This window comes from Streptomyces sp. NPDC046303, assembly GCF_055588085.1.
In genome coordinates this window covers 1-5,694 of the sequence record NZ_JBVJFA010000078.1, presented here as the reverse complement: position 1 = coordinate 5,694, position 5,694 = coordinate 1, and the positions used below count along the sequence as shown (strand labels likewise).

General features: G+C 72.1%; 1 protein-coding gene. It reads left to right on the top strand.

All coding sequences use genetic code 11. The features are described from left to right. On the top strand, nt 1-5,694 hold a 5,694-nt coding region (locus ACZ6I1_RS34815), incomplete at both ends, for an amino acid adenylation domain-containing protein (protein WP_469293123.1).

Genomic DNA, 5,694 nt, shown 5'->3' with positions numbered 1-5,694 from the left:
CCAGGCCCGGCAGTGGGCCCACTGGCTCACCGAACACCCCGACACCACCCTCACCGACCTCGCCTGGACCACCACCCGGCACCGCCGGCACTTCGAACACCGGGCCGCTGTCCTGGCCCAAGACCTGGACGAGGTGGTGCGCGGGCTGACCGCGCTCGCGGACGGACACGGCGACGACGCGGTGTGCACCGGGGTGGCCGAGGAGCGCGGAAAGGTCGTGTTCGTCTTCGCCGGCCACGGCTCGCAGTGGCCGGGCATGGCCCAGAGGCTGCTCACCGAAAGCCCGGCCTTCGCCGACACGGTCGCCCGCTGTGACGAGGCACTGCGCCCCTGGACCGGCTGGTCGGTCCTCGAACTGCTTCAGGACCCCGAGGCGAGCGGGCTGAGCCTGGACGACGTCGAGGTGACCCAGCCCGCACTGTTCACGGTCGCACTCGGCCTGGCGGAGGTGTGGCGGTCCGTCGGTCTGGAACCGGAGGCCGTGGTCGGGCACAGCCAAGGCGAGGTGCCCGCGGCCGTGGTCGCCGGAGCGCTGACCCTGGAGGAGGGCGCCAGGGTGGTCGCCGCCCGCAGCCAGGCGTTCGAGCGCATCGAGAGCGGCTCGGGCGGCATGGCCCTGTTGGGACTGCCGCTGACCGAGGTGGAGGAACTGCTCGCCGAGTACGGCGGATCGCTGTCGGTGGCCGTGGTGAACACCCCGGGTTCGGTGGCGGTGGCCGGCGCGGCGGACGCGGTGGGCGACCTCCTCGCGAAGCTGGCGGACCGGGACGTGTTCTCCCGCCGGATCAAGGCGGACCGGGCCGGACACTGCAGCCTGGTCGACCCCATGCTGCCCGAGGTGGAAGCGGCGCTGAGCGAGCTGCGCCCCCGCGCGACGACGGTGCCGATGTACTCCACGGTGACCGGCGCGCCGATCGCCGGAGAGGTCCTGGACGCCCGGTACTGGTGCCGCAACCTGCGGGAGCCGGTGCGCATGGACCTGGCGCTCGACGCGCTGCGCGCCGACGGCTTCGGCGTGTTCACCGAGGTCAGCGCGCATCCGCTGCTGGCCATCCCGCTGACCACGTTCACCGCCGACAGCGGCGGAGTGGTCGTGGGCAGCCTGCGCCGGGACCACGGCGGCCTCGCGGAGATCGTGCGCGGCCTCGGCGAACTGCACGCCCACGGCCATCCGGTGGACTGGAACCGGGTCATCGACGGGCCCGGCCGCCTGATCGACCTGCCCGGCTACGCCTTCCAGCGGCAGAGCTACTGGATCGACGGCGGAGCCCGTCCCCGGCAGGAACGGCAGGCACCCCCCGCGAACCTGGCGGCCCGGCTGGCGGCACTGCCCGAGCCGGCCCGTGCCCTCACCGTGCTGGAGGCCGTGCAGGACGTGCTCCGCGGCGTCCTCGGACTCGGCGAACCCATGCCCGTGGACGAGCGGTTCCAGGAACGCGGGCTGGATTCGATGATGGCCCTGCAACTGCGCAACCGGCTCAGCGAGGTGACCGGCACACCGCTGCCGTCGACCCTGGCCTTCGAGCACCCCACGCCTCAAGCGGTCGTCGACTATCTGCTGGCCCACGCCTTCTCCGAGCTGCCGCCCGCCGGTCCGCCGATGGAACGCGCCGAGCGGCGCGACGTCCACCCGGCGACCGAGGGCCAGCGCCGGCTGTGGTTCCTGGAACGGATGCACCCGGATTCCGCGCAGTACAACGCCGTCCTCCGGCTCGAGGCGGAGAGTCCCCTGTGTCCGGAGACGTACGGCCTGGCACTGCGCGCGGTGATGGAACGTCACGAGGCGCTGCGTACGGGACTGGAACTCCGTGACGGCGAACTGGTCCAGGTCGTGCACCAGGAGTTCACCGTTCCGCTGCGACACGAGCGGGTGGCCGGCGCCGATGAGCTCGACCGGACGCTGCGCGCGGAGGAACGGATCCCGTTCGCGCTGGACGCCGAGACCCTGTTCCGCTGCCTGCTGGTGGAATGCGGCGGGACCTGGACCATGTGCTTCACGCTCCACCACGCCATCACCGACGGCTGGTCGCTGTCCCTGCTGCTGAACGAGCTGTACGAGACGTACCGGGCCCTTGCCGGGCAGGACACCCTCCGGCTTCCGGACGTCCGGTACCACCTCGGTGACTACGCCCGATGGGAGAAGCGGTCCCTCGAGGAGGGTGCCTTCGCGCGTTCGCTCGCGTACTTCGAGTCCGAACTGGACGGTTCCCCGCGCCTGGAACTCCCCGCCCGGGACGCCGCCGAGGACGACCAGGGCGATGCCGTGCACTTCACCGTGCCCGCGGAGCTCCGGGCCTCCCTGGAGGAGCTGGCCACACGCAACTCCGTCACCGGGTACACCGTGTACGTCAGTGCCTTCGCGGTGCTGCTCGCCCGGTACACCGACCAGTACGACTTCAGCATCGGCACGATCTGGTCGGCGAGGGAGCTGCCGCAGGTCGCGGAGACCTTCGGATTCCTGGCGAACACCCTGCCGCTGCGCTGCGACCTGACCGGGGCGGTGTCCTTCGAGGACGTCCTCGCCCGCACGCACACCCGTGTGCGGGGGGTGTTCGAGCACCAGAGCGTTCCGCTGACCGAGGTCGTGCGCATCGCCGGCGGTGACCGGACCGGTGAGGAGAACCCGCTGTTCCGGGCGGTGTTCAACTACGGCGGGACGGCCTTCCCCACGATCGGAACGGGCGAGGCGGCCTGGCGGCTGCCCACGACGGGAAGCGTGTCCGGCAACGTCCAGGGCGCGTCGAAGTTCGAGCTGGGCCTCACGCTGACCGCCGACGGTGACGTCCTGCGCGGAGAGCTGGAGTTCCAGTCACACGTACTGGACCAGGACGCGGCCCGCCGTATGGTCGCCAACTTCGAGACCCTGCTGGCATCGCTGGCCGCCCAGCCCGCCCGTCCGGTCCGGGAGACCGAACTGCTCTGCGGTGCGGAACGCCGGTGGCTCGCCGAGCACGGCGGTGACGTCGCGGCCCGGCCCGCCGGGGAGACCGCATGCCGGCGGATCCTGGGCCAGGCGGCACGGACGCCCGACGCGGTGGCCGTGGTGTCGGACGGACGCGAGCTGACCTACCAGGAGGTGTCCGCGAGGGCCCGCGCGATCGCCCGGCGGCTGGCCGCACTGGGCGTGACACGGGGTGATCTGGTCGGTCTCTGCCTTCCCCGCACGGCCGATCTGCCGGTGGCGATGCTCGCCACGTGGATGGCCGGGGCCGCCTACGTTCCGCTCGACCCGGAGTACCCGAAGGCACGGCTGGACCATGTGGTGTCCGACAGCGGGCTGGAGGTCGTGATCTCGAGCGGCGCCCTCGCGAACGCCCTGCCGGACGGCCTGCGCGTGCTGTCCGTCGAGGAGATCGCCGAGGAGACCGCCGAGGACGGGCACGACGGACAGCCGGACGGCGCTCTGCCGCTCCAGCCGGAACCGTCCGACCCCGCCTACGTCATCTACACCTCGGGCTCGACGGGCACCCCGAAGGGCGTGGTGGTCGAGCACGCGCAGTTCGCCGCCTTCTGTCTGGCCATGGACCAGCGCGTCGGCGGGGGCGCCGACGGCACGTGGCTCGCCGTGACCAGCGTGTCCTTCGACATCTCCGGCCTCGAACTGCTGTGGACCCTGACCAGGGGCTACCGCGTGGTCATCGCCGGCGGAGAACTCGGCGCCTGGGCCGGGTACCGGCAGCACGGGCCGACGCACCTGCAGTGCACGCCGTCGCTGGCCAGGATGCTGCTGGCGGACGCGGGAGGCCGTGAGCTGCTCAGGGGGCTGCGGCTGCTCCTGGTCGGTGGCGAAGCACTCGATCGTGGCCTGGCCGACCGGTTGCTGCGGACCTGCGGCGGCGACGTGCTCAACATGTACGGGCCCACCGAGACCACGGTCTGGTCGACGACCTGGCGGGTCGAGCCCGGGCCGGTTTCGCTGGGATCGCCCGTGCTCGACACCCGGCTGGCCGTCCTCGACCGGCATCGGCAGCCGGTACCGCGAGGCTGCCGGGGTGAGTTGTGGATCGGCGGACGGGGTGTCGCGCGGGGCTACTGGAACCGTGCCGCGCTGACGGACGAGCGCTTCGTCGTGGACCCGTTCGCGGGTGCGGGGCGGATGTACCGCACGGGGGACGTGGTCCGCTACCGCGAGGACGGCTCACTGGAGTACTGCGGCCGCGTGGACAACCAGGTGAAGCTGGCCGGGCACCGCATCGAGCTCGGCGAGATCGAGTCCGTGGTCGCCGGGTGCCCCGGCGTGCGGGAGGCTGCCGCGGTGGTACGCGAGGACGCCGGCTCGGCGGCCCTGTGGGTGTACTACTCCGGGGACGCCGACCAGCAGGCCCTGGCCGAGCACGCCGCGGCGCGGCTGCCGGTGTCGATGCTGCCCTCTCGGTGGGTACGGCAGGAGAGCCTGCCGCTGACACCGAACCGCAAGATCGACCGGCTGGCCCTGGCCGCACTGCCCGCGCCGCAGCCGGAGCCCGCGGAACCGGCCGCCGCTGGTGACCGGGTGCGGGAGACGGTGGTCTCGGCCTGGTCGCACGTACTGGGACTGGCCGAGGTGGACCCGGACACCGGATTCTTCGAACTGGGCGGAACCTCGATGGCAGCGTTGCGGGTCCACGAGCGGCTCTGCGCCGCCCTGGACCGCGAGTTCCCGCTCTCGACGCTGTTCCGCTACTCCACGGTGCGGCAGCTCACCGCCTTCCTGCGCGGCGACGCCAGGGGTGCGGCGACCGCGGCGCCGGCGGGGGCGTCGGCCGGGGAGCGTCCGGACGAGGACGCGGTGGCGATCGTGGGTGTGGCCCTGCGCCTGCCGGGTGCGACGGACGCGGAGGAGTTCTGGGCGAACCTGCGGGGCGGGGTGGAGTCGATCCGCCGCTTCACCGACCGGGAACTGCTGGACGCAGGGGTGCCGAGGAGCGTGCTGGAGGATCCCGGGTTCGTCCCGGCCAAGGGCTACGTGGCGGACGCCGATCTCTTCGACGCCGAGTTCTTCCGATGCTCTCCGTCCGATGCGGAGAACATGGATCCGCAGCACCGGCTCTTCCTGGAAACGGCCTGGCAGGGTCTGGAGAACGCCGGCATCCTGCCCGGTGCCCACCCCGGCCGCATCGGAGTCTTCGGCGGAGTCGGCTTCGGCGGCTACGACCAGGGTGATTCCGAGGACGCCTCGGAGGTCTTCCGTTCGGCGATCGGCAACAAGAACGACTTCCTCGCGACCCGCCTGGCGCACAAGCTGAATCTGCGCGGCCCCGCGCTGACCGTGCAGACGGCGTGCTCCACGGGACTGGTGGCCGCGCACCTGGCCAGGCAGAGCCTGCTGCGCGGGGAATCCGACGTGGCACTCGTCGGCGCCTCCGCGTTCACCTTCCCCCTGGAACAGGGCTACCAGTACCAGGAAGGCTTCGTGGCCTCGCCGGACGGACACTGCAGGCCCTTCGACGCCGAGGGCGCGGGCACGGTCCTCGCCAATGGTGTGGTGGCGGTGGTGTTGCGGCGGCTGTCGGACGCGGTCGAGGCCGGGGACCGGATCTACGCGGTCATCCGCGGCAGCGCCATCAACAACGACGGATCGGACAAGGTCGGATTCACCGCGCCCAGTGTGAGCGGCCAGGCCACCGTCATCACCGACGCCCTCGCGGACGCCGGGCTGTCCTCCGCCGACATCGGCTACGTCGAAGCCCACGGCACCGCCACCGCCATGGGCGA